This is a genomic window from Candidatus Bathyarchaeia archaeon, assembly GCA_035283685.1.
Lineage (GTDB): Archaea > Thermoproteota > Bathyarchaeia > Bathyarchaeales > Bathyarchaeaceae > DATETJ01.
In genome coordinates, this window is sequence record DATETJ010000011.1 from 79230 (window position 1) to 104618 (window position 25389).

At 47.5% G+C, this 25389-nt stretch carries 30 protein-coding genes; 15 read left to right on the top strand and 15 right to left on the bottom strand.

All coding sequences use genetic code 11. The features are described 5' to 3' along the window. On the top strand, window positions 1–993 hold the full coding sequence (locus tag VJ249_10885; protein ID HKZ95065.1) for a GDP-L-fucose synthase: 993 nt from the start codon (window positions 1–3) through the stop codon (window positions 991–993). 70 nt (window positions 994–1063) lie between these two features. Here VJ249_10885 and VJ249_10890 read toward each other — a convergent pair whose 3' ends face one another. Beyond that, entirely contained in the window at window positions 1064–1741 is a 678-nt protein-coding gene (locus VJ249_10890; GenBank protein HKZ95066.1) for a hypothetical protein, read from the bottom strand. Between the two features lie 648 nt (window positions 1742–2389). Here VJ249_10890 and VJ249_10895 point away from each other — a divergent pair. The 3 genes from VJ249_10895 to VJ249_10905 all read left to right on the top strand — a co-directional run bounded on the left by VJ249_10895 (window position 2390) and on the right by VJ249_10905 (window position 5583). Then, window positions 2390–3604 carry an acyl-CoA dehydrogenase family protein gene (locus VJ249_10895; GenBank protein ID HKZ95067.1) on the top strand — a complete coding sequence of 405 codons (1215 nt, stop codon included), beginning with the start codon at window positions 2390–2392 and terminating at the stop codon, window positions 3602–3604. Window positions 3605–3728: 124 nt separating this feature from the next. Next, window positions 3729–5066 (top strand): dihydroorotase family protein, encoded by a 1338-nt coding sequence (locus tag VJ249_10900; GenBank protein HKZ95068.1) that lies wholly within the window; start codon window positions 3729–3731, stop codon window positions 5064–5066. A gap of 1 nt (window position 5067) precedes the next feature. Further along, window positions 5068–5583 carry a Mut7-C RNAse domain-containing protein gene (locus VJ249_10905; protein ID HKZ95069.1) on the top strand — a complete coding sequence of 172 codons (516 nt, stop codon included), beginning with the start codon at window positions 5068–5070 and terminating at the stop codon, window positions 5581–5583. On the opposite strand, the gene VJ249_10910 is transcribed toward VJ249_10905, so the two are convergent. The 3 genes from VJ249_10910 to thsB are packed head-to-tail and all read right to left on the bottom strand — an operon-like array spanning window position 5575 to window position 7734. Further along, on the bottom strand, window positions 5575–5778 hold the full coding sequence (locus tag VJ249_10910; protein ID HKZ95070.1) for a hypothetical protein: 204 nt from the start codon (window positions 5776–5778) through the stop codon (window positions 5575–5577). The two genes, VJ249_10905 and VJ249_10910, sit on opposite strands and share 9 nt — an antisense overlap. A 41-nt stretch (window positions 5779–5819) precedes the next feature. Further along, on the bottom strand, window positions 5820–6092 hold the full coding sequence (locus VJ249_10915; protein HKZ95071.1) for a DNA-directed RNA polymerase subunit K: 273 nt from the start codon (window positions 6090–6092) through the stop codon (window positions 5820–5822). Continuing rightward, window positions 6076–7734: a thermosome subunit beta gene (gene thsB, locus VJ249_10920; protein ID HKZ95072.1), complete on the bottom strand. Its 1659-nt coding sequence runs from the start codon at window positions 7732–7734 to the stop codon at window positions 6076–6078. The genes VJ249_10915 and thsB overlap by 17 nt, the downstream gene beginning before the upstream one ends. Window positions 7735–7888: 154 nt before the next feature. On the opposite strand from thsB, the gene VJ249_10925 reads away from it, so the two are divergent. Then, window positions 7889–8329 (top strand): zinc ribbon domain-containing protein, encoded by a 441-nt coding sequence (locus tag VJ249_10925; GenBank protein ID HKZ95073.1) that lies wholly within the window; start codon window positions 7889–7891, stop codon window positions 8327–8329. On the opposite strand, the gene VJ249_10930 is transcribed toward VJ249_10925, so the two are convergent. Beyond that, a complete protein-coding gene (locus VJ249_10930) occupies window positions 8326–9441 on the bottom strand; it encodes a GH3 auxin-responsive promoter family protein (GenBank protein ID HKZ95074.1) in 1116 nt (371 codons plus the stop codon). The two genes, VJ249_10925 and VJ249_10930, sit on opposite strands and share 4 nt — an antisense overlap. A gap of 138 nt (window positions 9442–9579) precedes the next feature. On the opposite strand from VJ249_10930, the gene VJ249_10935 reads away from it, so the two are divergent. From VJ249_10935 to VJ249_10950, 4 genes are all read left to right on the top strand, one after another. After that, the gene (locus VJ249_10935; protein HKZ95075.1) at window positions 9580–10383 is read left to right on the top strand and encodes an electron transfer flavoprotein subunit beta/FixA family protein; all 804 of its coding nucleotides are present in this window, start codon (window positions 9580–9582) and stop codon (window positions 10381–10383) included. After that, entirely contained in the window at window positions 10383–11360 is a 978-nt protein-coding gene (locus tag VJ249_10940; protein HKZ95076.1) for an electron transfer flavoprotein subunit alpha/FixB family protein, read from the top strand. Before VJ249_10935 ends, VJ249_10940 begins: the two co-directional genes overlap by 1 nt. A gap of 297 nt (window positions 11361–11657) precedes the next feature. Then, window positions 11658–12278 (top strand): HD domain-containing protein, encoded by a 621-nt coding sequence (locus tag VJ249_10945; GenBank protein HKZ95077.1) that lies wholly within the window; start codon window positions 11658–11660, stop codon window positions 12276–12278. A gap of 26 nt (window positions 12279–12304) precedes the next feature. Beyond that, the gene (locus tag VJ249_10950) at window positions 12305–12703 is read left to right on the top strand and encodes a low molecular weight phosphatase family protein (GenBank protein HKZ95078.1); all 399 of its coding nucleotides are present in this window, start codon (window positions 12305–12307) and stop codon (window positions 12701–12703) included. Here VJ249_10950 and VJ249_10955 read toward each other — a convergent pair. From VJ249_10955 to VJ249_10965, 3 genes are all read right to left on the bottom strand, one after another. Further along, entirely contained in the window at window positions 12690–13085 is a 396-nt protein-coding gene (locus VJ249_10955) for a hypothetical protein (GenBank protein ID HKZ95079.1), read from the bottom strand. The two genes, VJ249_10950 and VJ249_10955, sit on opposite strands and share 14 nt — an antisense overlap. 244 nt (window positions 13086–13329) lie before the next feature. Further along, a complete protein-coding gene (locus tag VJ249_10960) occupies window positions 13330–13545 on the bottom strand; it encodes a hypothetical protein (GenBank protein ID HKZ95080.1) in 216 nt (71 codons plus the stop codon). An 84-nt stretch (window positions 13546–13629) separates the two neighbouring features. Further along, on the bottom strand, window positions 13630–14055 hold the full coding sequence (locus VJ249_10965) for a DUF2284 domain-containing protein (GenBank protein ID HKZ95081.1): 426 nt from the start codon (window positions 14053–14055) through the stop codon (window positions 13630–13632). A 638-nt stretch (window positions 14056–14693) separates the two neighbouring features. Here VJ249_10965 and albA point away from each other — a divergent pair. The 5 genes from albA (at window position 14694) to VJ249_10990 (ending at window position 17701) form a co-directional block, all read left to right on the top strand. Beyond that, complete coding sequence (gene albA / locus VJ249_10970; protein HKZ95082.1) at window positions 14694–14981, top strand: DNA-binding protein Alba; 288 nt, start codon at window positions 14694–14696, stop codon at window positions 14979–14981. Between the two features lie 12 nt (window positions 14982–14993). After that, entirely contained in the window at window positions 14994–15650 is a 657-nt protein-coding gene (locus VJ249_10975) for a hypothetical protein (GenBank protein ID HKZ95083.1), read from the top strand. A gap of 58 nt (window positions 15651–15708) precedes the next feature. Beyond that, entirely contained in the window at window positions 15709–15939 is a 231-nt protein-coding gene (locus tag VJ249_10980; GenBank protein HKZ95084.1) for a hypothetical protein, read from the top strand. Between the two features lie 921 nt (window positions 15940–16860). Further along, on the top strand, window positions 16861–17007 hold the full coding sequence (locus tag VJ249_10985; GenBank protein HKZ95085.1) for a CxxC-x17-CxxC domain-containing protein: 147 nt from the start codon (window positions 16861–16863) through the stop codon (window positions 17005–17007). Between the two features lie 322 nt (window positions 17008–17329). Next, window positions 17330–17701 carry a YkgJ family cysteine cluster protein gene (locus VJ249_10990; GenBank protein ID HKZ95086.1) on the top strand — a complete coding sequence of 124 codons (372 nt, stop codon included), beginning with the start codon at window positions 17330–17332 and terminating at the stop codon, window positions 17699–17701. A 201-nt stretch (window positions 17702–17902) separates the two neighbouring features. Here VJ249_10990 and VJ249_10995 read toward each other — a convergent pair whose 3' ends face one another. The 6 genes from VJ249_10995 to VJ249_11020 form a co-directional block, all read right to left on the bottom strand. Next, window positions 17903–18130: a TRAM domain-containing protein gene (locus tag VJ249_10995; protein ID HKZ95087.1), complete on the bottom strand. Its 228-nt coding sequence runs from the start codon at window positions 18128–18130 to the stop codon at window positions 17903–17905. Window positions 18131–18328: 198 nt separating this feature from the next. After that, window positions 18329–18598, bottom strand: a complete 270-nt coding sequence (locus VJ249_11000; GenBank protein ID HKZ95088.1) for a 50S ribosomal protein L35ae — start codon at window positions 18596–18598, stop codon at window positions 18329–18331. An 88-nt stretch (window positions 18599–18686) separates the two neighbouring features. After that, on the bottom strand, window positions 18687–19541 hold the full coding sequence (locus VJ249_11005) for a UbiA family prenyltransferase (GenBank protein HKZ95089.1): 855 nt from the start codon (window positions 19539–19541) through the stop codon (window positions 18687–18689). A gap of 123 nt (window positions 19542–19664) precedes the next feature. Next, window positions 19665–20888, bottom strand: coding sequence for a 2-hydroxyacyl-CoA dehydratase family protein (locus tag VJ249_11010; protein HKZ95090.1), 1224 nt, complete (start codon window positions 20886–20888; stop codon window positions 19665–19667). After that, complete coding sequence (locus VJ249_11015; GenBank protein HKZ95091.1) at window positions 20888–22009, bottom strand: 2-hydroxyacyl-CoA dehydratase family protein; 1122 nt, start codon at window positions 22007–22009, stop codon at window positions 20888–20890. The genes VJ249_11010 and VJ249_11015 overlap by 1 nt, the downstream gene beginning before the upstream one ends. A 6-nt stretch (window positions 22010–22015) precedes the next feature. Then, window positions 22016–22972, bottom strand: coding sequence for a 2-dehydropantoate 2-reductase (locus VJ249_11020; GenBank protein HKZ95092.1), 957 nt, complete (start codon window positions 22970–22972; stop codon window positions 22016–22018). 132 nt (window positions 22973–23104) lie between these two features. Between VJ249_11020 and VJ249_11025 the strand changes: the two genes are divergently transcribed. Continuing rightward, window positions 23105–24247, top strand: a complete 1143-nt coding sequence (locus VJ249_11025) for an acyl-CoA dehydrogenase family protein (protein ID HKZ95093.1) — start codon at window positions 23105–23107, stop codon at window positions 24245–24247. 17 nt (window positions 24248–24264) lie between these two features. On the opposite strand, the gene VJ249_11030 is transcribed toward VJ249_11025, so the two are convergent. Next, window positions 24265–25266, bottom strand: coding sequence for a DUF72 domain-containing protein (locus VJ249_11030; protein ID HKZ95094.1), 1002 nt, complete (start codon window positions 25264–25266; stop codon window positions 24265–24267). Window positions 25267–25389: the final 123 nt, after the last annotated feature.

Below are 25389 nucleotides of genomic sequence, written 5' to 3' on the forward strand. Positions count from 1 at the left end.
TTGGAATTTTGGTCTAACAAGAACATACTTGTCACAGGCGGAGCTGGGTTCCTAGGATCGTTCATAGTGGAGAAGTTGATAAGGGAGAGAAACGTGACTCCACAGCGGATTCGAGTGCCCCGAAGCAAGCACGTGGACTTGAGAAAATGGGAAAACTGCATGAAAGCAGTTGACGGTATGGATATTGTCATTCATTTAGCAGCTCGGGTAGGCGGCATCGGATTCAACAAGAAATACCCTGCCACCCTCTTCTTCGACAATGCAATGATTGGGATTCAACTAATGGAGGCCGCTAGGCAAGCAGGAGTGAAGAAGTTTGTGGCGAACGGAACTGTGTGCGCATATCCAAAGTACACTCCAATTCCATTTCGAGAGGAAAACTTGTGGGGCGGCTATCCCGAAGAGACAAACGCCCCCTACGGAATTGCCAAAAAGATTCTGCTAGTTCAAGCTCAAGCTTACAGAGAACAATATGGCTTCAATGCTATCTATCTTTTGCCAGTCAACCTGTATGGACCCAAAGACAGTTTTGATCCTGAACGTTCCCACGTGATTCCAGCATTGATAAAGAAGATGGTTGACGCAATAGGGCAAGGAAAAGAGGAAATAGTTGTCTGGGGAACGGGCAAGGCGTCCAGAGAGTTCCTATACGTGGAAGATGCAGCTGAGGGAATACTTCTAGCAACTGAGAAATACAACAAGCCCGATCCTGTGAATCTGGGTTCAGGCAAAGAAATCACAATTAAACAGCTTGTAAGTCTAATAGCTGAGCTTACTGGCTACACTGGAAAGATTACGTGGGATACCTCAAAACCTGACGGACAACCGCGCAGGTCACTTGAAACAAGCAAAGCGAGAGAAGAATTCGGATTTGAGGCAAAAACTGACTTCAAAGAAGGGCTTAGAAGAACAATTGAATGGTACAAAAGCATACACACGCATTCACCGTTCCCGCACGCTCATGATGAGAGCATGATGAAAAAACACACCTGACGAATGTGCGATCAAGTGGACTGATCAAGGAAACAATCAGATCTCAAGGGCAGAACGAGTACTCAATAAGCTACAATATCAATGGGTAGATTTCTTTTGTTACGTATTCTGTGTATTTGTTTTTGTCTGTTAGGTTGAAGACTGTGACTGATGCGTCTCTGGTTATGCCTACAACGTAGCCGTATTCTCTAGCCCGTGCCACAATATACCATAGGTTGCCGTGTTTACTGTACTCATCAAACAACGACGTGCCCACCAAATCTGGGCCATAAAGCGACAACTTCTCCACATTCGGAATATCCACATTATCGAAGAACGTGATCTTCGTATCCTCAGGATTCCTAGTGTGAAAACCCTTAATCGTCTCAGGCGAAATCCGAGCCTGAACCACACCTCCCACCTTCTCAAAAACAATGTCACTAAGCTTATTAGCAATGAAGTTGGCAACCCGCTTCTTCTCAACCACGGTTAACATTATCTGCTTCTTGAACTGACTGAAACTGAACATGGCTTCAACCGTTTTGGGCAACGGCACAACCTTACCCCTATGAAACACATGAAGCACAAAATCATGAGAATAAACGCCCACAACATTGCCCTCCTTGGCTACGAGATTCATCACTTCAGTCACCAAAGTGAACTTGTAATCGCTCTCCACAAAATCCTCCTCCACGCGGAAACCCTTCAACCTAGACGCAATGTCCGCCAACGACGCTGACTCAGCAACTTTGAACACTTTGCCAGCCACAACCACGACAAATCCCTCATGAAACGCAGTTTCACACGCTCCTCACTCTACATCCCAAGATGCACATAAACCTTACACGCACTCACCACCCCACAACTCAGACAAAGAAGTAGTAGTCAACAAACACGCGGCGCAGACTACTACTTCTGAACACAGCCACCTCGGTATTATTACTGATTCTAAGCCGAAGTTAATAACATCTGAAAAAGAAACCGCCACAACATGCCGGGCGTTGATGTCACTAGGAACAGTCTTACGACGATGTCCACACAGCCTTCAGCAGCTAAACGCACCCGCAACATGGTAGAAGAAGGCATAAGGGGCTTACCTCCTTCTTCTTCTGAAATTCGTTTTCCCGCAGAGCAACCTATCAACATACGCAAACGTCACGCTAACCAACATTAAACGTCACGCAAACCAACATTGAAAGCCACGCTAAAACACCAGCCAACAGCCCCAGACACACCAATCAGAACAAACAACAGAACCCAAAACACAAACAGAAAAGCCCAACTTTCACCACAAAAAAAATTTTCTGCACCTATACTAACCCCAAGAACCCAGCCACAGCCCCTAATCGACAAATCTTATATGCACACATCAACAAAAACAGCTTCCCTCAAAACAAAAAAAAGGAATGAAAACAACATGATAGATTTCAGCTACACCGAAGAACAACAACTCTTCCGCAAAGCAGTCCACGAATGGAGCATGAAACACCTCAACCTCGAAGCAGTCAGAAAAATGGACAAAACCGGACAAATGCCACAAGGCCTAGTCAAAGAAATGGCCGACCTAGGCCTACTCATAATGACCGCGCCTGAGGAACACGGAGGCACAGGCGCCGACTGGATCACAACCTGCATCGCAGCCGAAGAACTAGGCTACGCAGACATAAGCTGCGCCATACCCGTATTCTGGCTAGTACAATCAAGCTGGGGCTACGTAGTCGACAAATACGCCTCAGAAGACGTTAGAAACGCAGTAATCAGACCCGCCATCAAAGGAGACGCATTCATAGGCATAGCCACAACAGAATCCGGCGGAGGCTCAGACGTAGCCGGCTTCAAATCCGTAGCCAAAAAAGACGGCGACAACTGGATAATCAACGGCGAAAAAATGTACATCAGCGGCACCGAAGAAGTCCAAAAACTCGGCGGCGGCTACTGGATAACCGCCCGAACCTCACCCGCACCACCAGGAGCACCACACAAAGGCTTAACAGGATTCTACATACCAATCAACGCGCCCGGCGTAGAGGTCACCAAACGCTTCGACGACGTAGGCAGAATGGGCATCTCAACTGGTGGCTTCAGCATGAAAAACGTCAAAATCCCAGACACCTACCGACTGAGCAAAGAGGACGAAGGATTCTACCCCACAATGGAAGGATTCGACCTCGCACGAATACTCATCGGCGCCGTATGCGTAGGCGTCGCCCAGAGAGTTCTGGAAATCGGCATGGACTACATCAAACAACGCAAAGCATTCGGAAGCCCCATAGGCAAATTCGAAGGCATACAGTTCGAGTTAGCCGACGACTGGACCGAACTCGAAGCCAGCAGAGCACTGCTCTACCGCACAGCATGGATGATCAACGAACGATACAAAGGCAAAATGTCACCACTCGAAGTAGTCAAATACATCTCAGCATGCAAACTGAAAATCCCACCGTTCGCAATGCACGCTGCGGAACACGCAATGGTTTGGATGGGAGCCTACGGCTACTCGCAGGAATGCCCCTTAGACATGGCGTGGCGCGGCGTAATGTCCTACGTCATCGGCGCAGAAGGAGCCTTGAATATTCAGCGCATAGTCATAGGCAGAGAACTACTCGGAAAAGAATTCATACCATACAAGTAGGCTTTCTCACACCTTTCTTTTTTCTTGTCATCGCAGTCAGCTTAGACACTAGACTTAAGTGGAAAAATCACATTCACCTTTGTGAAAGGGAAAGCATCAAACCTAGGAGCAGACCGCGTTGCCAGTGGACACAGTTCTCTACAACGCCAAAATCCCTATGAACGGAGACTTGGTTGAAGCAGGCATAGCCATCGACCACGATCGAATAGTCAAAATAGCCAAGAAAACGAATCTGCCCAAAGCATCCAAAAGCATTGATCTGAAAGGAAAAGTTGCACTCCCGGGACTCATCGATTCACATGTTCATCTCAGAGATCAAGAGATGGCATACCGAGAAGATTTTACGACCGGAACAAGCGCGGCAGCCGCCGGCGGCGTCACCACAGTCATAGACATGCCAAACAACCGCCCAATAACAATGAGCCCCGAGACTTTGACCGCGAGGATGCAACTTGCCGACACTCGCATACTCGTAAACGTGGCTTTCAACTCAGCGTTTCCAACACAACCGTCAGAGATTCCCCAAATCGTGGAAACTGGAGCAGTAGGATTCAAACTATACATGCTCCAGCAAATAGGCGGAGTCAACATCGATGACGACGACACACTCCTCAACGCATTCAAAACAACACGCAGAGCTAAAACCCTAGTTGCGGTTCACGCAGAAGACAAAACGATAATTGAGCAAGCCCAAAAGAAACTCAGAGAGCAAGGACGAAAAGATGTGGAAGCCTTTCTGCAAGCACACCCAACCGAGGCAGAGGAAAAGGCAACAAAAAGAGTCATAGAGCTATCTAAGAAATCAGACGCTCACGTGCACTTTTGCCACGTCAGCTCGCTGCTTGCCATGAAAGCTGTCATAGGCGCCAAAAAACTCGGATACAACGCGACCTGTGAAGTCACGCCGCATCACCTCCTGCTAACTTCTAAGCATTTGCGAAAGTATGGAAGGCTCGCTGTTGAGATACCACCGTTGAGGCGAAACAGCGACGTGGCTTATCTCTGGCGGCAATTACACAAAGGTTTAGTAGACACTATCGCTTCGGATCACGCGCCTCATTCGTTAGAGGAAAAAGAGGCAGAATCGGTTTGGGATGTGAAACCAGGCATCGCGGGCTTAGAAACCATGCTTCCGCTACTACTCACACAAGTAAACAGGAGACAACTGACTATACAGCAGCTTGTCCGCTTAACGTGCAGAAACCCAGCTGAGATATACCGCATCAAAGATCGAGGAACCTTAGCCGAGGGGTCATTTGCAGACATCATTGTCGTTGATCTCAAGAAAGAACATCACGTGGATGCATCAACTTTCCTTTCAAAAGCCAAGTTTTCGCCCTTCGATGGCTGGAAGGTTAAAGGAGCACCAGTAAAAACCTTTGTCAACGGGCAACTTGTCATGGACAAGGGTGAAATTGTGGCGAGACCAAGTTGCGGACAGGTCATTAGACGAGTAGTTTAAGATGACTGAAGCAAAGCCGCATGACGAGAGACCCCTTCTGAAATTCGTGACAGATGGTATGTTGGGGAAGTTGACCCGTTGGCTTCGCATGCTCGGGCATGACGTTGAATACGTCGGCTCTATAGATGACAAAGACCTAATGGCCAGGGCTAAGAAGGAAAGCCGAATTCTGCTAACACGCGATCTGGAGCTTTACAGACAGGCAATAACGAAAGGTGCCGAAGCATTTCTCATAGAAAGCCCAAACCAGACTGCAAGCTTGGCCAGCCTAGCAAGAAGATTCGGATTCAAACTTGAAGTTGACGCAAAGGTTTCTCGCTGCCCCAAATGCAACGGTGAGTTGTGTGTCGTCTCCAAATCCAACATCGCAGTGAAGATTCCAGCTACGACTTCCTCAAACTACGATGAGTTTTGGCAATGTCAGAACTGTGGACAAGTATTCTGGCGTGGCGCTCATTGGCAGAAAATAGAAAAAACTTTGGCTGAGGCTAAGAAGACTCTGGCAACACTAACCTGACAGCCCGGGTTTCTGCCTCAAGTACAAGTAGAGCATCACCGACGCGAATGCAGGAATATAGAAGATGCAGATTTCCAAGATAACATCGTTGAAAAATCGACCGACAAAAAATTGGATGAAGAACACGAAGGCTGCGGCGAGAACGACGATTATGGCGGCTGCACGCCAAGTCTTGAGTTCTTCTTTGCGTTGCAAGTTATTTCTTCTCAGAAAAAGGGAAAGTGCGTTATGCGGCTTTAGTGCAGCAACCACTTGAGCGGAATGTCTTGGTGTGTTCCATCGGGCAAGGTTCGGCGAAGGGTTATTGGAAGGACGCCTGTTTCAAGCTCTTTGATCGCGATATCAATGGGGTTGGATGCACCTTGAGAAGGCACAACCAAGACGGGAGCGCCCATAGCGATCTGGAGGGCTCTAGCTCCGACTATGCGAGCTCTCTCAAAGCGGGTTAGCTTAGGCGGGCCAACCCAGATTGCTTTGTCGTCGGTTGTGATGCTAGAACTCTCCAGCACCTTCAGCGCCCATGCCCATACCGCCCGGAGGTCCCTTTGGTGGCATTGGCGGCGTCTTCATCTTTCCAGATGCGATTATGTCGTCGATTTTCAGTATCATTGTGGCAGCTTCGGTTGCAGATTTGATTATCTGTTTCTTGACTGCTAAGGGTTCGAAGACTCCGACTTTCTCCATGTTCCGCGCCTTGCCTTCCAAAACGTCGACTCCAGCCCAGATTTCGCCTTTCTCATGTCGAGCCCGCAGCTCCGATATAATGTCAATCGGATCTAGTCCAGCGTTTTCTGAAAGCGTCAAGGGTATTGATTCCATTGCATCGGCATAAGATGTGACCGCAAGCTGCTCTCTTCCTGGCAATGTCTGCGCATAATCTCTCAGCGCTTTGGCAACTTCAAGTTCTGGAGAGCCTCCTCCAGCAACGACTTTAGGCTCTCGGACAACGTCTCGCGCTACGCATAGGGCGTCGTGTATGGATCGTTCGGCTTCTGCTACGATTCTTTCGGTTCCGCCTCTTATGAGGATAGCCACTGACTTCGGATTCTTGCAGCCTTCAATGAATGTCATTTTGTCGTCGCCGATCTTGCGCTCTTCAACTACCTCAGCGTAACCTAGGTCTTTCTCAGTCATGTCATCTAAGTTGGTGATTACTTTCCCACCTGTTGCTTTCGCCAGCTTCTCCATGTCAGACTTCTTGACTCGTCTCACCGCCAGAATCCCCTTTCGAGCTAGGAAGTGCTGAACGAGGTCGTCGATGCCCTTCTGCGCAACGATGACGTTTGCGCCTGTTTTGGCCACTTTTCCAACCATATCCTTTAGCATGGTCTCTTCTTGCTGTAGAAAAGCTTCCATTTGCTCTGGGCTTTCAATGTTGATTTTGGCGTCGAACTCGGTTTTCTCAATCTCCATTGCCGTGTCCAAAAGCGCGATTTTGGCTTTTTCGACGCGCTTGGGCATGCCTGGATGAACTACTTCCTTGTCTACAACTATGCCATTGATGAGTTTGGTTTCAGTCATGGATTCGCCGGGTTTTTTCTCAACCATTATGTCGTCGATGTCGACTTTGTAGTCCTTGTCGGCTTTCTCAGCGACGTGTAAGACTGCTTGTGAAGCGATGTCTGCCAGTTGTTCTTTGTGGTCGGCTACGAGTTTGCTTGCCATTGCTGTTACAGCTACTCTTTTCAACCATTGGCGGTCACTGGATTTGACGGGTATTGCTGTTTTTTCGAGAACCTCGAGGGCTTTTTCTGCTGCTTTTCGGTAGCCGTCTATGATGACGGTTGGGTGAACGTTTTTGTCGATAAGATCTTCCGCCTTGCCCAATAGTTCGCCTGCGATGATTACGGCGCTGGTTGTGCCGTCGCCTACTTCATCGTCTTGTGTTTTGGCCACTTCTACCATCATTTTGGCTGCGGGATGCTGAATGTCCATCTCGCTTAGGATGGTTCTTCCGTCGCTGGTTATTGTGACGTCGCCGAAGCTGTCGACGAGCATTTTGTCCATGCCTTTGGGTCCTAGAGCGCTTTTTACTGATTCAGCCACGATTTTGGCTGCCATTATGTTGGCGTGTTGGGCTTCTCTGCCTCTGGAGCGTGATGCGCCTTCCCGTAGTATTAGAACGGGTGTTCCAGCTAGTTCTGATGACAATGTCTAATTAATCCTCCTTAAACTTTCGAACAGTAGAAAACAACGTTCAGATATAAGTTTTTCTTTAGAATCATCGAGAAAAACGCTCAGGACTCCGTCGGGAACGATGCCCATGTGCATGTTTTAAATACTGTCTCTTTCAAATAGAGTGTCAGTGAGGAATGGAATATTGGCAAACTGCTCTAAATGTGGCGCGAAAGTCACTGAAGCGATGAGTTTCTGTCCGAACTGCGGGTCGCCTCTGAAGGCAGTGGCTCCACCGGCTCCAGCACCTGCTCCTGCGCCTGCTCCAGCTCCGCAGCCGAGGCGTGAGGAAAAGCAGGAGAAGCACGAGAAGCGTGAGAAAGGGGAGAAAGGTGAAAAGTCTGAGAAGGGCGAGAAGGGTGAAAAACATGAGAAGCAGGCTTATGGACCCATTGTGCCAATTATTGGTGGCGCGATTCTCGTGGTTTTAGGCTTGTTGTTCTACATTAACATGACTACGACCATAACACCTGTGATTTGGGCTTATTTCTTTGTGATAATAGGCATCGTTATCATTCTGGTAGCGATTTACGCAACGATGACGGCGTCGAGAAGGAATCCGCCGACCTAGATTAGCCAGCTCCACAGCAGTCTGTACAGTCTATGTTCGAGGAGAGTTAGGAAGGTTCGTCTTCCGAAGATGCGGAAGTAGTTTTTGCCCATTGATTCGATCATGTCGCCGATGTCGTATCGGGGAAACATGCATGATGAGATTATGAGTTTGCCCCATTCGCCTCTTTTCAGTTCGTGAAGCATTTTTGTGCCCTTGCTGGTTTCGACTTCGAAGTAGTATTTGTCATAGTTGGGTGAAATGTAGGGTAAGTCGTCGAGTTGCTGTGCGAAGACGCCTTCGGTGGCGCTGTAGATTTCCACAATTGGCACTTCGCCGAAATACTTTCGGAGCATTGGCGCGTAGCGGAACTGGATTTTTCTTACGCTGGTGCAGAATAGGGCGCGCAGGTTCCAGAGTTCGCGTGGCTTTTTTCCGTGTTTACGTTTGATGTACCGTGCCCATGAGAGAATTACGGGTGTGACGCCCATAGTTGCTACGATGTTTTCGGGCGAAGCTTTTTGGTATACAAGTTCAAATCTTCGTTCCCAGTCGTGTTTGGTTATGCCGGGTCCAAGCGCGTCGATGTCTTCCTGTCTTGGGGTGAGGCTGGCTTGGTTGAGCATTGGGTTTAGTCGGGCGTAGGTTCCTGAGCTGTAGCCGTAGGAGACTGTTTGCCCCGCTGAGTCGATGGTTGCCACAGCTGATGGGAAGTTGAGATTCAAGATTTTGCCGGTTAGGATTGCGGTGTCGTTTTTTCTTATGGCGTAGTTGATGAAGGCTCTGGCTCCGCATGACAGGATGAGTTCGAGGTGAGTTTGGGTGGCTGGCAGCACTTTGGATCGTCCAGTTGAGCCTCTGGTCATGACCCAAGTTAAGGGTGGTTCCGGCAAGATTACGCGGTAGTCGGCGCTTCGAACGCTTTCCAGATATGGACTTAGTCCTTTGTAGTCGATTGTTGGGAAGTGTTTTCTGAAGTCTTCCGTGCTTGATAGTTTGTCTGCGCCTCTGCTGATTCCATACTGCGTTGTCTCGTATCGTTTAAGTAAGTCTAAGAGTGTTTGTTGTTGTGATTCTGCTGGGTTTTTGAGTGATTCGTACCACGGCGTGACTATGCCCTTTAGAAATTCCATGTTCGTTTTTTCCTGAGGCGCGTTGACAATCCATCATATGGCTTGTTGTTTGGTTTTATAGGTTTCTGGTTCAGGTTTTGGGAAAGATTTATGAACGGTTGTTTGAATGCTTAGAGTCTACGTTCAGAGGAATCGAGCATGGTCAGGATAATCGTGTGCGTGAAACAAGCGATAGACGTGTCTCAGATTAAGGTGGATACGGCTACGCGGCGTTTGATAACTGTTGATGCGCCTAAGAAAATCAGCGACTTCGACAAGAATGCGTTGGAGGAGGCTGTTCGGTTGAAGGAGAAGTTGGGCGGCGAAGTCGTGACTGTGACTCTTGGACCTGAGGATGCCAAGACCACTGTTCGTGAGGCGTTGGCTATGGGCGCTGACAAAGCCTATGTCGTGAGTGATCCGATGTTTGAGGGTGGCGACACGATGGCGACTAGTTACGTGTTGGCTGAGGCGGTGAAGAAGATTGGGCAGTTTGATCTTGTTTTGTGTGGTGAGGCTTCGGTTGATAGTTTTTCTGCGCAGGTTGGTCCGCGTTTGGCGGATCGCTTAGGTCTCCCGGTTGTAATGTATGTGAAGAAGCTCACGTTGGAAGGCGACACTGTAACGGTTGAACGGAACCTTGAGGACAGTTATGAAACGATCAAGGCAAAGACGCCTGTTCTGTTAGCGGTGACGAAGGAGTTGAATGAGCCTCGCATTCCGTCGTTGATGGCGATTATGAAGGCGTCCAGGAAGGAGGTTGTTCTGTGGAAAGCCACTGACTTGAATGTTCAAGCGGAGAAGGTAGGTCAGGCGGGTTCGGCGATCAAGATTGTGTCTGTTTTGGCGCCTAAAGTGGAGCGCAAGAAAACTGTGATTAAAGGTGAAACTGCGGCTGAGACTGCTGAGAAGTTGGCTAAGGCGCTTATTCAAGATGGTGTGGTTAAGCAGGTGAAGGCGTGATGAGCGAGTTTCATGGTGTTTGGGTTTATTCAGAAAACATGAATTTGATGTTGGAGATGTTGACGAAGGCCACTGAGCTGGCGGCTAAGTTGAAGACTGAAGCAGGCGCGTTACTTATTGGTCATGATGTTAGAGCGCAGGCAACTCAGCTCGTGAATTCTGGTGCTGACAAGGTGTTTGTGGTCGACCACGCTGCGCTTAAGGTTTTCAATTCTGAGACGTATCTGAGTGCGCTGACTACGGCTGTAAAGGAACGGAAGCCTGAGATCATTCTGTTCGGATCGACACGTAAGGGCAAGGAGCTGGCTGCAAGGTTGGCTACTCGACTTGAAACGGGTTGCGTGCCAGACTGCACTAACGTGAGTGTGGATGAGCAGGGTAGTTTGGTTAGCGAGCGAGTGGTTTATGGTGGTAACGGCTCGGCTACGCATGTGTTTCTGACTAAGCCAGCGATCGCGTGCGTGCCTCCGCGAACTTTCGAGAAGCATGCGCCGACGGACAAGAAGGGTGAGATCGTGGATGTGAGTGTTTCGCAGTTTGATGCGCCGCGAACGGAGACGGTTGAGGTGAAGCCTTTGGAGGCTGGTGGTGGCAAGCTTGAGGAAGCTAAAGTGGTCATCGTTGGTGGTCGTGGTATTGAGAAGAAGGAGGATTTCAGAATACTGGAAAGCTTGAGCTATGCTTTGGGTGGGCAAGTGGGTTATACTAGGCCGTTGGCTGAGGATCGCAAGTGGTTTAAGGGCGATTGGATCGGCTTGTCTGGGATTAAGATCAAACCTGTGTTGTACATTGGCGCGGGTATTTCTGGGGTTATTCAGCATGTGGCGGGGATTAGGGATTCACAGGTTATTGTGGCTATTAACAAGGATGAGCAGGCGCCGATTTTTGAAATGGCGGATTACATTGTCGTGGGCGACTTGTACGAGATCATTCCCGCTTTAGAAGCGGCGTTGAAGAAGCTGTTACCTCAGAGCTGACTGTGGTTCCGGGCTGAGCCGATTACATATTGAAGCTGCATGGATGTCAATGTTGGTTATGTCCTAGTCTTATCGTCATGATCCACGCTGATAGCGCTGCGGGAAGAGTAATTTCAAAAGAAGAAGGCAACTATCGCTTAGCGCCTTCTTCTACCACGTTGAGGCTGTGGGTGTGCGGGCGTCGTCGTCAAACTGAACCTAGTGACATCATCAAGCTATGGGTCGCGAAATGTGGAAGTTGTTAAGTATGATTTGGATTCAAAAACTTCCTGTGTGAGCTGGCGCTGAGGTGGGAGCATGAACGCTAGGCAACGCAATGTTATTGAACGGTATGCGAGGGAGCAGATGGCTAAGTTGGGCTTGCATGGTTGGCCTCATGTTAAGCGAGTTCAGTGTCTTTGTAAGCAGTTGGCAAAATCTGTGAAAGAGGCTGATCTTGAGGTTTTGGAGGTCGCTGCTTTGCTACATGATGTTGGCAAGCATGTTGAGAAAGCGAACAATGCAATGGATCATGGCGGAGTCAGCGCTGAGATGGCTGAGAAGTTCTTGAAATCGATTAAGTTCGATGATGTAAAGGTGGATGCGGTTTGTCATGCAATTCGGGTTCATACTCATGGTGAGGAGCCGCGTTCTGTTGAGGCGAGGGTTCTGCATGACGCTGACTTTTTGGATAAGATGGGCGCTGTGGGTGTGGCTACACTGTTTATCAAAGCATGTTTAACCGACACAACGATTGAGGAGACAGCTGAGTTTTGGAAGCACCCGTCCAGAGAGTCTTACGTTGGACTCCACGCCCTTTGGCTCCAAAAACCTTACTTCTACACCAGAAAGGCTAGAAACTTGGCTAGAGGAAGAAACAAGATCGTCAAGGCCTTCTTCAAACAACTGGAGCGGGAAATAGAGATGGCAGATGCCTAAGGCTACTTTGGAGACTGACGAACTGCATGAAGGTCTTGTTTGTTTGCGCTGGGAATGCACATCGCAGTCCGTTGGCAGAGGCGTTATTGAAGAAGTTGAGACCGGATTGGGATGTAGAGTCGGCGGGCGTACACACTGCAATTCCAATTTCAGAAGACGTAAAAGCATTCTTGGCAAGGGAAGACGCTGAACAGCATCTTAAGAATGCTCCAGAAGACTTGGGCAGCAAGCACCTCAGCAGGTTTGATGTCATTGTAGCTATGGAACAAAGGCACAGGTACGCGGTGTTAAGCATGTGCTCCGAATGTATAGACCGAGTTGTTGTGTGGAATATTAGCGATCCTTACTTTATGTCGCATGATGACGCCGTGAAAGTCTATGAGCAGATCAAACACAAAGTAAGAGAATTGGCTATGCGCATCTGACGCTCAAGGCGTTAGCTAGTTTTTTCAGGTCTTGGTGGGTCATCCATTCTGTTTTGAGGTATTCACATATCTGTTGGTCGTTTAGCCCGAGTCTTCTAGCTTCTCTCACTGCGTGTTGGTAGGCTTCGATTTCAGTGGGTCTGTCGGCGTAGTCGTACTCGACGTCGAAGAGCTGTTTTCCCTCCCTAAACTGTCTAACGTGAACTAGTTCATGAATTAAGTCGAGGTGTATGTCGGTTTTGTCACCGCCGTTCAAATAGCGAGCGCTGACCATGAGACTTCCGTCTTCAGTGTTAATCCACATGTACCCTGGTGCCCATGTGAACTCGACCTTAAGATTCTGAAGTATCTCTTCCGTCTGTTCGCCGAAGATCTGACGCACAGCCTCAACTTTTTCAAAACCCTTGAAGTAATCAGTAAAGTAGTGCTTCGCGGCTCTAAATCTTAGCAGCTTGAATATGCTGGGCGCCCTTTCTATTTGCAGTGCTGTGACAGTGCGTAAAATAGCGATTAATAGTTGTTCGCGCCAATGAGTCGTCTCTGATTCCCTTCAAATGCTATTAACTTCGGCTTGAGTCTAGTAGTTACAACTTCCAACCATAAGCTGCTATTCTGTGTGCCCACTTTCAACGCTTCGCCAATGCTTTCTTCAGCGCAGACACAAAGGCGACTTCATCTTCAGCCAATCTCTTCTTGACTTCTCTCCACGTAGCTGGGCAACTCTTGTATTCCACACCAACAATGTTGTGTACAAGCTTGTCAATCTCACGTCTATTCTCGCTTGTCACTTCTAATCCAGCCTTCTTGAAAACCTCACCAAGATGTCTAAGATAACAGGTCACAGAGGCTCACCAGACACGCACATACACACATGTCTAATTTGTTCGTTGTGGTTTCAACATTCAAACTGGTGTCTCTCAGAAGTTTTAATCGATCAGAACCAGCCCATTCCATACTGTGTTGTTTTTCGGCGGGATCTTGAATGGTAGCCCAGCGTTTGCCGCTGTCTGAAACGCCTCAATTCCAACAGCTTCCATCGAGGGCCTTGCTTGGAATGGATGTCTACATGGTTCCCGCGAGCTTACAGTCACACATTCTGAGCACAGCTTGCATGATCCTGCAATGAACCCTACCGCGAAACGGTGACCAAGCTCGAACGCCTTTGCTTCCATCTTGCAGACTATTCGATGCAGCCTCAATTTAACTGGATCGAGGTACTTTCTGTAGCTTTTGAGAAAAATGTCGCTCTTGTACAGTGCGGCAACGTTGTCTGCCTTCTTTATTTCCTCTCTCATTTCAACTGGTATTGGAGATTCAATTTGAACTAGAATTGCATGCTTGTATTTGGCCAAGCATTGAATGAAACAACATTCGTGGCCCCAAGCTTCTTTGCCATTTTGCACAGGGATTCAGCATGTGTCTCGAATTCGGACATCAACGACCACCATACATTGAAAAATGTTCAGTGTGGAACGCACATATTTTTTTTCTCATCTGTTGAGCGTCTCCGAGAAGGTTAAGAGTCTTTTTGTTGCTTGCGCTTCCCCTGCCACACCCTATCGAGCCAACACATCGACCTTATGAATGGCTGATCTTAACACACAAAAGGTAAGAGGATTTATGAGGGAATGTCACCATTCTTCTTCAAATTCTTCCTCTTCTGTTTCTTCAGTTTCTTCTGTTTCTTCCTCTTCGAATTTATATGTCATTTACTTTCCGCTCCTTGTTCCGTTCCAAGGGCATACCTATAGAACACGAGGCGCTTATAATCAATTCGATGGAACCCCCTTGGTGTTTCTTTCCTGTTCAACATGTGCTTCGATGGACCATCAGAGCAAGTAGTTCTGACGATCAGTTCAGCCCGACACGATCCTAGTAGATGGTGCCGCTAAGCAATGCTTCATGCATTTTGGCTATTAGAGAAGGTTAGTGGTGTTTAAAAGCGAGGTTCGCATATATCATGGCATTACCTACATGAGGAAGTGAAATTTTGTCCAGAGAACCAAACGTCATATACGTGGGGAGAAAGCCTCCGATGAACTACGCATTAGCGATTATGACAAGCTTCGGCACGCCCAATACAAAGGAAGTCACTTTGAAGGCGAGAGGACAAGCAATAACGACTGTCGTCGACGCTGTCGAAATAACCCGACACAGATTCATGAAAGACCTAAGCATAGGCAAAATCACCATAGGAACCGAAGAATTGCCACCAAGAGAAGGCGAAAGCAGATCAAGTATGGTTTCAACGATAGAAATCACCCTGATACGAACGTAGGAAACAAGTAAAATGCGAAACAAAAGATGGACTACGCGAGGTCGACCCCCAGGTAGGTTTCACTCTTACAATGACATTCGACTTCTCGAGTATCTCGCTCGAATTTCAGTGAAAAACGAAATCGATTCAGGCAAATTTTTCAGTAGTTTTCTTGACGCGTTTCAACACGTAGAAGCTACGTGTGGAGAACTATCGATAGAATGCCGAGAAAAGACACGCGATCACGCAATCTTTCTCATAACCAACACCCAAAAAGTGGTTGCGCAATTTCCCATACCTGTACATATTCTTGCAAAAACCAATCCGCTCAAAGAGTTCACCTTTAGGCCGTCGTTTATGAGAGACTCAGTCCAAGTGGCTAAATCAGACCACTATCAGATTAAAGACTTGAGGGTTGGAATGAAACGCATTAACATAAAGGCACGCGTTCTCGAAATGTCTCAGCCAAGGGTGGTCGCAACCCGTTTTGGTTTCTACGCTAATGTGACAAACGTCCTCGTCACTGACGAAACTGGAACCATTCAATTACCTTTATGGAACAAACAGATAGATGGGATTTCTGCGGGTGACCTCATTCAGGTTGAAAACGCAAATGTTATCGTGTTTCGGGGCGAACGACAGCTAAGGGTCTGTAGAAACGGAAAATTGAGTATTATCAAAGACAGTTAATGTGTACACATTTATGCGGTCGTTCAGAACCGAAACCTAGTGGGGAGAGACTGAGATTTTGTCAAGCGAAATGGAACAAACCAAGAAAGAATCCTTGGTAGAGCGTTATTGGAGACTCAGAGGAGAGGCCGACGAATTATATCAGAGACGAATGAGAGAAATCAAAATCACCGAGGAAATGAGAAAGTCTATACAAAGAGAACTTGATGCTTTGGAAAATGCTATAGAGAGAGCAGACCTTGCCGAGGTTTTGCGGCACAAGTTAGTACTAGAAGTCCTACTGGGATAAGATCCTCGTTGAATACGAATGCTTAGCATAAGCAGCTGTATCTACGCTAGAACTTACAAAATGGGGCAAAGCTGAAATCTCCGAAGGGAACAACATTCTATTGGGCAATGAAGAAATCGAGGTAAATTGACTGGGGACATTTGGATGATTTCTGTACCCCCAACTGAGTCCATTCTAGGTATCTCATTTGATGTGACAGAGTAGAAAGCCTTCTGGTAATCGATTATCTTCGTAATATTAGAGTCTGAAATGGGAATGCGCAACCTATGAAGTATTCACACTTGACTTTCACAGAGCATTACGGTTTCATCTCACTTCTCATGCTTGAATTCAAGGATAAACGTTTTTTTGATAGAAATTTTATCCCCACACACAGATTAAACAGAAAGTGCGTTTGGGTTTGGGGATTAAATTTTGATACAAAAATTTAATTCCCTATTCTGACCATTTCGATATGGTGATTGATTTGGGTATGAGAAGTGCCAAGGATAAACCGATGACCAAGAAGGAAAGAGAGGAGAAAAGAAGGAAACGTAAAGAGAAACGCTTGAAGAAATAGACGTATAGAAGTCCGTAGATTTCTCCATGAGAACACCATTAGACAAAAGAGGGAAAAATCTAAAACACTAACAGAGTCATCGGCATATTAGTTAAAGGAGGGAAATGTATGAAAGCGTTGAGAAAAAAGAATATTAAAAAGAAAAAGAAACATCAGGAGAAAATCGGAAGATAGATAAAAAGAATAACCAGTCATTTAGTTAAGAATTGAGACCAAAAATGTGTGTCTTTGGGTTTGGGATTAATAATTTAAGCACACACACAAGTTTAAATAGGTCATGTGTCAACTGACTTGACAAGCGAGAATTAGAATTCCATGAGAATGCTAGTTTTCCGTTGATTATACATGGAGGTGTAACTGGATTGTCGTATAGAGAAAACCGAGAAACGCACAAGGCCGTATGCGCTGATTGTGGTAAAGAATGTGATGTTCCCTTCAAACCTGACGGGAGCAGACCCGTATACTGCCGAGAATGCTATTCTAAACGAAGACCCCCAAGAAGATATTAAGCTTATTAGCTAAATCTTCGATCCTTTCTTACCCACAGTTTTTTTATCAATCCCATAAGAAGATTGCTCCCTAAATTTTAGCAGCCACCATCGAATAACTGCATGTTTGCATGAGTTAACGTATTCGTGTGTTGGGTAGAAATTCTGTCCCCTCGCGCCCCACGGCAAAAACTATTTGGCTTTAGCAAAGCGCGCGAAACTTACTCGAAGTCCCATCCAAACAATGCCAAGTCAAAATCAGTATATGTAATCTCTCAACAACGCGCACCAAAACAACTATAATCTCGAAACCTTTTCGCTATAGTTGAGGACTAGGGTTCTGGTGCGCTGTTCAAATTGTGGAAAATGCTGTGAAAGAACAGAGATGGAGCTTTCAAACAAGGACATCAAGAGATTGGAGGAAACCGGTTATCGCAGAGAGGAATTTGCAGTTATAGACGATGATGGGATTCGCCTCAGAAACGTTGACGGATGGTGCTATTTCTACAGTCTCGCTGAGCAGATTTGCCGAGTCTATATTAAGAGGCCCTTGGGATGCTGTCTCTATCCGGTGGTGCATCTGGCAAATGAAGGTGCCATAATTGATGAATTATGTCCCATGGGACAGACGATTTCAGAACAAGAGTTGAGAACGAAAGGGAAAATCCTTGACCAACTCTTGAAAAGAATCGATAGTGAAAGAAAGTGTAAATAGAACGCCATTTCTTAATGTGCTCTAGATATGAGCTTTCAGGTGTACGCAGATATCTGCTGAGTGAGGATCTGATGTAGAAAGTGGTGAAGGCTCCTTTTTGCAGTGGTTAGAAACCATTACTGATTTAGAAAATGCTTTGGAAGACTATCCCGCTCTATGGGCGGATAAAAATTGGGCAGGTCGATGTGGAAAAATAGAGTCTTATTTGACTATCTCAGCGTTTGCGGCTCTGCGACCTATTCTCGTAATCCGTATTTTCACGTGGTCTCTCGGCTTTGCGTTGGCAACAAATACCACGAAACCTTGGATTCTGGCTACGCCTTCCCCTTGGCGGCTCGTCTCCGTAATGTCAACTTCGTATTCTTTTCCCATCTCAACTGGGGAAGGCTTAAAGCCCCCACCATAACCGCTTCTTCGCTCATAACTCATAGGACGTCTTCCTCCTTTCACATTTGAGATGATAATGGGCACTTTGAGACTTTAAGTGTTCCGTATCGGGCAACGCCATCTGCTCTATCTCTTTCTTCGCTGATGACCTTTTTCTTACCGAGGTTCTCTTTATCTTACAAGAGGAACTCTACTTCAAACCGCTAGTGTTACTTAGACTGAAAGCAACACAGATTCCATTCAACCGATTATTTCCACTGGGCTTCCCAACGCTTGGCCCGGCACGCCTTTCCTGAAACGAGCCCTGACGAGGCCGTTCTTTCCATGCAACGCCACGATTTTTCCTCGAGCCTTACGTTTTCCAACAGGCCACGCGACCTTTCGACCAATGAGACGCGCTGCCTCGCTAACTGATTCCATGCCGGGAAAACGAAGGATGTATTCTTTGGGCTTCTGGGTTTTCGGCCCCCTCCGACAGCTCACAATTACGCCTTGACTGGTTTTGGACACACAATTCACTTCGCATTCAGTTAATAGGTAACAACTAGGTGCATAAAACTCGTATATACCTTTTTTAAAGCCACGCACCAAATCCCATTCAAAAACCGGCTATTCCCGCAAGTAGTGCGTAAGCCCATAGAACTGTTACCCCGATGATTCCGTATTTTCTTGCAGTTTTCTGTGTGTTGATGACATTTTTGGTCGACGGGTTTTTCAACATATCTGCAAAACGCATTATGATGGGTAGAGAAAGGGGGAAGAGGATAAGAAACAAGAACAAATGCCTGTAGGGAAGCAAACCAAAAGCTGAATAAGCGAATGGCGAGAAACCTGCCGTCAGAAACATAAGCCCAGCGACAATGACACCGTTCTTCCTTCCATACCTTACAACAAAAGTGTGCACTCCTGTCTTGCGGTCTGCTTCATAGTCTCCAACGGCTTGAATAATATGGCCACCACATTGGATCAGCATTAACGGCATGGCGCCCAACATGATTAATGGAATATTGGAGACCAGCTTGTCGGTTAATTCTCCTCCCATTAAGAATGGCAGGAAGCCTGCGCCTATGCCTGAGATCACGAAGTCTGCAACTGGTACGCTTTTCAGTCTGAGTGGGGGAGTGGAATAAGCAGTCCATAGTCCTAAGTAAACGATAAACAACGGGAGAGCCTGCACGTTGGCCATAAACACCAAGACTAAACATGATGTGACCAGTAAGAAGGAGAACATTAGTGTCTTCCTCGGTGTTATTTGTCCAGAGGCAACAGGTAGTTTTGATTTTGCCTCGTTCTCTCGATCCGCTTCGCGGTCAAAGTATTGGTTCAACACGAAGACGCTGGCTGTTGCGAATGAGAAGGCAAAGAGGACTGCAACAGCACGCCAAAGATGAGGCACACCGAAGAGAACACTTCCAAAACCAAAATTGAAAATCCATCCAATCCAGCTCCCCACTCTTGCAACCTCAATATACTGAAACATTTTTGTGCCTTCTAGAACGAAGTTAAAGCTAGGGAAATTTAAGAATTTTGACCCATTTGCCTAGACATTCTTGATTTTCACGTGCTTTTTTTCTTTTTATCTGTTGAGTGTTTCTAGAAAAGTTGCGAATCTTTCTTTTACTTGTGCTTCTCCTGCTATGCGCCAGTCTGACGAGTCTACGTCGATGATGAGGCTTTGCACGCCCAGTTTCTTGTAGATTGTGTCTCGGACGATGGTTTCACCTATCGACATCATGCGGCAACCCCAGTTAGTTGGCAGTATAACGCCGTTGACGTGAAACTCTTTCACCAAATCAAGAATAATGTCAACTCGGCGCTCTATCGTTGAATTGGCCATGTTGGGCAAGTACTTGCGAGCCAAGCTTTCATACGGCTTCTCCGGATCCAGGCTGCCCGTCCACGTGTGCGAAAAGACTTCAGCCACAACCACCGCACCCAAATTGTTCAAGTATTCAAAAATTTTCAGATTGTACCAGAGGGGCAGGTTGTCCCAGACTAGTCGATACCGTTCATTTTCAGCCACGCCTACGCCGTCCTTTACTCGTTCACGCAGTTCATCCCGCAACTGTGTGTAAATATCCACAGCGGCTTGCGAACCCGGCACACACAGCATAAAAAAAACAGCTGAAAAAGCGTCTCGCGCGTCCATGGGGCATGGGATGTTTTTTCTCAGGTTCTGGATCTCTGTCCACAGTTTGCTTGTCCAGTCGGAAAGCGCTAGGGTTTCGCCAAGTTTGTATTTGTCGAATCTTGTGCCAGTCTGCCTTTCTAAGAAGGCGAATAATTCATGCAGTTGCGATTCGTAGTATTCGATGTGCGTCTTATCTATGTGTTCTGAGTCTCTTCCGCCTATGTTGTAAGGCGTGTCTAAAACAAAAAATGGTGCCTTGTAGATTCGACTTGCCACCTGAAACCATTTCATATGAGTGTCGCAGGCAGATGTGGTGGCTACTAGAAAGTCGGGTTTGGGTAAGCCGCCTTCAGGCAATTCTTTCTCGTAGCCGAACACTGAGCCTAAGACACAGCGGGAGTAGGAGCATAAGTCTCTTGAGAAGCCTTCACGCTCAGCTAACTCACACAGTTCAACTGAAACCTGGCGGGCAGCGCAGACGGAAGCGTAGTTTTCAGGCCAGACAGGCACGACGTCCATGGCTTGTAGGGTTTCAACTGGAAAAGTGGATGATATCCATGCGACTGGGCGCTTTTTGGCTTTGGCGAGGTGAGCTTCCTCGTAAGATCTCTTCACGTAATTTCGGTAGAATCCGCTTGTCGCCTTCAGCCTTCTATCCACTGTGCTCATTATTGGACTCCGCCTACCATCTCAACGAACGCTTCGATGCGGGTTTTTAGGCTGGCAAAACCGCTCATGGAATGCTCCCATTCAAGATACAAGACGGGCAAGCCCATGGCTTTCAGTTCATCGCGCAGGTACGGAGCATCAAACATGTGAGTGTCACAGTATTTGATGAGGAACATTATGACGCCGTCAACATCAAACCGTTTGGCCAACTCTGCCACATGTTTGAACCGTTGCTCACGCATGTACATGAACGAAGATGGAACTTTGTCCAAATACCGCCGGGCTATGGCTTTCAAAGGGTCACCGTTGCCCATTTCGACGTCATTCCAGAAGTATCGCGAACCGGTGCACCAGTCATCTGCCACCACTGTGCCACCAACTGACTCGATAAGCCTTACCAACTCCGTATTATCCATAACGCTGCCAGAAACCATCAACCGCAAGCCCTCACGAGGCATGTCGGCACGGCTTTCGACTTCGCTTAGCAAGGCTTTCATGAGCTGGTTATGCTCCGTCTTAGGCATCACCAATCCGGACAGAGCGATTTCCAAGTATTCAGTGCCTGAGAGCAGAGGGGGCTTTTTCATTTTAAGGTCGTAAATCTGTCTCAGAAGATTTCGATTCTCATTGTAGACAGCAACTGCCTCCTTCAACGAGTCTTCGGAAATCTGCGACTTGAGGACTTGCTCCAGCCATTCTTTGAACTTCACGACTTGTTGATAGTAGAATTGATGCGCGCTTTCCGTGTTAGTGTGCGGCATGTTAATCAGATAAAGGTTGGGAACCTTGGAGTAGTTAACCCACATGTCAAAGGTTTTCTCTCGGTTATCACAACTCGTGGACTCAACGAAAGCGTCAAGATAATCGAATTCTCCACGTAGCGCTGCATTAAAGCAACTACGGGCAAAAGAGCAACTGTTACTCGGCATGTAAGCGTCAGCTAAGTTCGTTTCGCCCAGACTGCCACAAACCATTACGGGCAAAGCGCCAGATGCGTAGATGACCTCTTCAGGCGTGTACGTGCACGTCCAACCAACGACACCGCCGCCTCGGCTCTTCCATTGCCTCGCTGCTTCATGTCGGTTTGAGAGTATTCGACGGAATGGTTGCAGGGCTTCCATGATGAATCAGCGTTTAAGATATTGATTCTCTATCGCCTTGAGCAAATCGGTGAACATCAAGTTAACCGGTGTAGGCACATTGTACTTCTGTCCGTAACGGGCTATGGCGCCACTCATGAAGTCCACTTCAGTTGGACGCTTGTTCTCCACGTCGATCAGCATCGAGGGTTTGTGAGCGCCGCCCTTCTCCAAATACGCCGTGAACTTGGCTAATGCGTCTGAGCCGAAGTCACACGCATCGGCTCGGGCAGCTTTCAAGCCTTCCTCGAGCACTTGAAGGGCGAGCTTGCGGCTGTGCGGATATTCCATAGCCTCCTTCATGGTTTGCCCGGTGACAGCGCATATGGAGCAGAGAGCAGCGTTTAGGATGGCTTTCTCCCACACGTCTTTCTTGATGTTAGGTGCTTCCTCAGTTTTAAGTCCGGCTGCGGTGAGCATGTCTGCGATTTTCTTGGTGGTTTCATCCGTTGTATAGTTGCCGTTGTGAAGGGCGCCAACATAATTGGGGGGCTGGAACCAGTTCATCATAACGTGTCCGGGGTGCACCAAGTTTCCAGCGTAATTGATGACCACTCGATAAGCCGTGTCGGTGCCAAGCTGTTCCGCGATGACCTGCTCGTTGCCTAATCCGTTTTGAAAGCTGACAACCTTCAATTTAGGCGAGCAGATCTGTTTGATCTCTGGCAAAACATCCTTCAAATAACACGCTTTGGTCACGATAAAAACTATCTCAGGATCAAACTCGGCGAGGTGAGGTATAGACTCGGCGATTTTGTCAATTTTGGCTGTTAACTGTGTTATTCCGCCTACGGTGATGCCGTCTTGCTTCACCTTCTGTCTTATGTGCGGCATAGCATCCTGCACTACAACGTTGACTTTGCCATTTGCCAGATGCGCAGCCAGTATAGAGCCAACGGGACCTAAGCCGATGACCGCCACGGTTGACTTCTCAGTCGACATCATTTTTCTTCTCCAATCACTTCCAAGGATTCACATAGCAGGAATATCAAGTTAGAATAGAACATGCTGAAACAACCCTTTTAAGCGTTCCCGATTACAAAACCCTCAACCCAACATGAAAAGGACACGGCGCGCATGGACTTCTCTTTCACGCCCGAACTCGAAATGCTAAGGAAAGCCATGCAAGACTTCGCCAAACGAGAACTACTGCCCAGAGCACAGCAACTTGACGAATCAGGCGAGTTTCCAAGAGACATAATCAAGAAAATCGCTGACCTAGGAGTTATCGGCATAGTTTTTCCACCTGAATACGGGGGCTCGAACATGGGACACCTTGCCCGAATGATAAGCATAGAAGAGCTGTCACGAGCCTACGCCTCAATCGGACTATTCCTCCAAGCGTCCCCTCTGGGCTTGTGGGTTCTACTGCATTTTGGAACAGAAGAACAGAAGAAAAAGTACATTCCGCCCGTCATAAGTGGAGAACAAATAATGTGCATGGCAGTCACCGAGCCTTCAGGCGGCTCAGACCCGTCAGCAATTGGCACAAAAGCAAAACTCGAAGGCAACCACTACATCGTAAACGGAAGCAAATGCTTCATAACAAACGGTGGCATAGCCGACACCTGTGTTTTCATGGCTAAGACAGGAGAAGGCGCCAAAGGCTTCAGCGTCTTCGCCGTTGAGAAAGGCACGGCTGGCTTTGAACCGGGCATGCGTGAAATGCACGCTGGCATGCGCTCCATGATCGTATCCGAGCTAGTGTTCAAAAATTGCAGGATACCTAAGGAGAACCTGATAGGCAACGAAGGCGACGGACTAAGAGCCAGCCTGAAAACCGTCGCCGAAATCGGCAGAACAGGCAACACAGGCGTAGCATTAGGAATTGCGAGAGCCGCCTACGAAACAACCCTACAATACGCCAAAGAGAAGCAACTGTACGGCAAACCCATCGCTGAAATTCAAACGATCAAATTCATGCTCGCCGACATGCACATGCAAACCGAAGCAGCAAAACTACTAGCATACCAAGCTGCATGGCTACTCGACCAGGGAAAGACAGGCAGAGACATCGCCAAAGAAATCGCATCGGCAAAGGCTTACTCCAGCGAAGTTGCCAGACGAAACGCCATAAAAGCCATCCAGATTCACGGCGCCTACGGAACCTTGCCAGAGTTCAACCTCATGCGTTATCTACGCGACTCGCTCGAAGCGATTTCAGCGGGCGGAACAAACGAAATAATGCGCACAGTTATTGGCAGAGAAATAACCAAGTGACCCCTGTCTGGCAAGGTTTAGACGAGTCTGCGCAAGGCTTCGATGACCTCGTCAACGCTTTCATAGCTTCTTTCAGGCAGTTTGCAGAGCATTTCTGACGCTCGGATTCGCTCGTCAGATGTCATGTCAAAGAGCTTCCAGCCCTGATGCTCAACAAGCTCCTGCTTGCCGCTTGGAAACTGGGCGTCTTCCTTCAATGCTTCCATCAGTGATGCAAACCCTGTTGAACGAGTAATCATGGGAAACTTGCCTGATTCCTTGTACAACTTGAGTCTGCGCGCGTCCTGATACATTCGCACGAAATGAAAACTGACTACGGCTTTCTTGTGCGTTCCTTTTGAGGCTCGGTCGTCGATGTTCTTCAACTCTTGATCTGTGGGCTGGTAAATATTGTGCGTCCCTTTTCCGAATAAGCGGGCATAAAGAACGTCGCTCTTGTAGGCAGGCGCCTCATCATTGGATAGGTCGACGCTGTGAACCATACTGTGGTTCTGCATGGCTTGCGTGAAATCTGCGCTTAGAGCTTGATTGCTACCTCTTACTTCCATGGCGATTCTAACATCTTTGCGATCGGTAGAGGACATGAACGAGTCTAAAAGGCTAGCGTTTTCCTTGCTGGGCTGAAAAGATGAAGGAGTCTGCAGGTGCAGGATTTCTGCCTTCAACGCTTCACAAATGCTTATCATCTGACTGAAAATCTTGAAGGCGCCTTCGGTTGGTTGAAACTGGAACTTGTGAGTCACATCTCGGTTGCATCTTACTGCAAACTCGAAGTCTGATGGCACTTGTTTTCTCCAATACTCCACGGACTTGAGAGTGGGGATTTGGTAGAAAGTGGAATTAACCTCGACAAACTTGAACAATCGGGAATACGCGACCAAGGGACGAAGCCCTGGCACATGAAAATACGCCCAGCCGCCAGCGCCGATTACATAGTCAGCCAAAGACGCTTTGCCTCTATTTCCATAATGAGAGCGTGAAAATAAAGCATTGTGCGCCTGAACAGCAACCAAACTCAAAGGAAACTCCGGAATAGAAGATTTCTCCACAAATCCTATAACATAACTGCATCAGATACTGATATACTCAGCACATGTTAGCTGAGATTGAAAAGCAGACAGCTTGAAAAGTGAGGAGATATT

What these genes read in the sequence shown, in the direction of transcription:
- VJ249_10895 (HKZ95067.1), top strand. Translation starts at nt 2,390, where the DNA reads ATGATAGATTTCAGCTACACCGAAGAACAACAACTCTTCCGCAAAGCA.
- VJ249_10905 (HKZ95069.1), top strand. Translation starts at nt 5,068, where the DNA reads ATGACTGAAGCAAAGCCGCATGACGAGAGACCCCTTCTGAAATTCGTG.
- VJ249_10930 (HKZ95074.1), bottom strand. Translation starts at nt 9,441, where the DNA reads ATGGAATTTCTAAAGGGCATAGTCACGCCGTGGTACGAATCACTCAAA.
- VJ249_10935 (HKZ95075.1), top strand. Translation starts at nt 9,580, where the DNA reads ATGGTCAGGATAATCGTGTGCGTGAAACAAGCGATAGACGTGTCTCAG.
- VJ249_10940 (HKZ95076.1), top strand. Translation starts at nt 10,383, where the DNA reads ATGAGCGAGTTTCATGGTGTTTGGGTTTATTCAGAAAACATGAATTTG.
- VJ249_10945 (HKZ95077.1), top strand. Translation starts at nt 11,658, where the DNA reads ATGAACGCTAGGCAACGCAATGTTATTGAACGGTATGCGAGGGAGCAG.
- VJ249_10950 (HKZ95078.1), top strand. Translation starts at nt 12,305, where the DNA reads ATGAAGGTCTTGTTTGTTTGCGCTGGGAATGCACATCGCAGTCCGTTG.
- VJ249_10975 (HKZ95083.1), top strand. Translation starts at nt 14,994, where the DNA reads ATGCGAAACAAAAGATGGACTACGCGAGGTCGACCCCCAGGTAGGTTT.
- VJ249_10995 (HKZ95087.1), bottom strand. Translation starts at nt 18,130, where the DNA reads ATGAGTTATGAGCGAAGAAGCGGTTATGGTGGGGGCTTTAAGCCTTCC.
- VJ249_11010 (HKZ95090.1), bottom strand. Translation starts at nt 20,888, where the DNA reads ATGAGCACAGTGGATAGAAGGCTGAAGGCGACAAGCGGATTCTACCGA.
- VJ249_11015 (HKZ95091.1), bottom strand. Translation starts at nt 22,009, where the DNA reads ATGGAAGCCCTGCAACCATTCCGTCGAATACTCTCAAACCGACATGAA.
- VJ249_11020 (HKZ95092.1), bottom strand. Translation starts at nt 22,972, where the DNA reads ATGATGTCGACTGAGAAGTCAACCGTGGCGGTCATCGGCTTAGGTCCC.
- VJ249_11025 (HKZ95093.1), top strand. Translation starts at nt 23,105, where the DNA reads ATGGACTTCTCTTTCACGCCCGAACTCGAAATGCTAAGGAAAGCCATG.